Origin of the sequence: Legionella bozemanae, assembly GCF_001648595.1 — a bacterium.
Classification (GTDB): domain Bacteria; phylum Pseudomonadota; class Gammaproteobacteria; order Legionellales; family Legionellaceae; genus Legionella; species Legionella bozemanae.
In genome coordinates, this window is record NZ_LBAW01000076.1 from 1 (window position 1) to 1157 (window position 1157).

Genomic DNA, 1157 nt, shown 5'->3' on the forward strand with positions numbered 1-1157 from the left:
AAAAAAATTTTTCTTAATATTCTCGAAGACTTAATGTTGATTTCAGCTCATGGTGCCTTGATATGGGATTTACAGCTTATTTTTCCCCATTTATGATATTTGTACGTAAATCAAAAAAAGAGTTATTATGTCTCCACGTGGCGGAAAAAGAGCAGGGGCAGGACGCCCTAGGGGTGAGCCGACTAAAGCAGTTCGTCTTCCGGTAGCCACACTTGTCGAATTAGAGCAATTAAAGAATCGCACGGTGCAATTGCCAGTTTTCGCAAGTAAAGTTCAAGCAGGATTCCCATCGCCTGCGGACGATTACATTGAAGGATATCTCGATTTAAATACCAAATTCATTAAACATCCATCCGCCACGTTTGTAGTACAAGCCACGGGCGATTCTATGGTGGATGCGGGTATTTTTTCAGGAGATTGGTTGCTTGTGGATAGGAGTATCGAGCCTTCTGATGGACGTATTGTGATTGCGGCAATCAATGGCGAACTGACGGTAAAGCGTCTTGCAAGAAAAGGGGGAAGAGTACAATTACTTCCTGCCAATCCCCAATTTAAACCCATCGATATGACACAAGATTGTGAGATGGTGATTTGGGGTGTGGTGACTTTAGTCCTGCATGAGCTTACCTAGTATGTTCGCTCTTGTTGATTGCAATAATTTTTACGCCAGCTGTGAGCGCTTGTTTCGTCCTGACTTAAAGGATGTTCCTATTGTGGTGTTATCCAATAATGATGGATGTTGTATTGCACGCTCCAGCGAAGCTAAAGCATTAGGTATTGCGATGGGAGCGCCTTACTTTAAGATTAAAGGTTTGTGCGAGCGGTATGGGGTACATGTTTTTTCTTCAAACTACACGTTATACGGCAACATCAGCCAGCGGGTGATGTGCACCATTGAAGAAATTTGGCCGCACGTAGAAACTTACTCCATTGATGAAGCGTTTCTTGATTTAAGGAGTTTATCTTCTTCTCCTGATTTATTTTGTCAGGAATTGCAGAAGAAGATTCTAAGACATACGGGAATACCTACTTCGATTGGCATTGGGCCTACGAAAACGCTGGCTAAAGTAGCAAATTATTTGTGTAAAAAAATTTATAGCACGCCAATATTGAATATCACGTCGAATCGTGAGCGGTTATTAAAGCAGATTTCTGTC

General features: G+C 41.9%; 2 protein-coding genes. Both read left to right on the plus strand.

Translation table 11 applies throughout. The features are described from left to right. The first annotated feature begins 127 nt into the window (after positions 1-127). Positions 128-631, plus strand: coding sequence for a LexA family protein (locus A8O27_RS18080; protein ID WP_058460479.1), 504 nt, complete (start codon positions 128-130; stop codon positions 629-631). Continuing rightward, on the plus strand, positions 618-1157 hold a 540-nt coding region (locus A8O27_RS18085), incomplete at its 3' end, for a Y-family DNA polymerase (protein ID WP_445554037.1). The genes A8O27_RS18080 and A8O27_RS18085, both read left to right, overlap by 14 nt.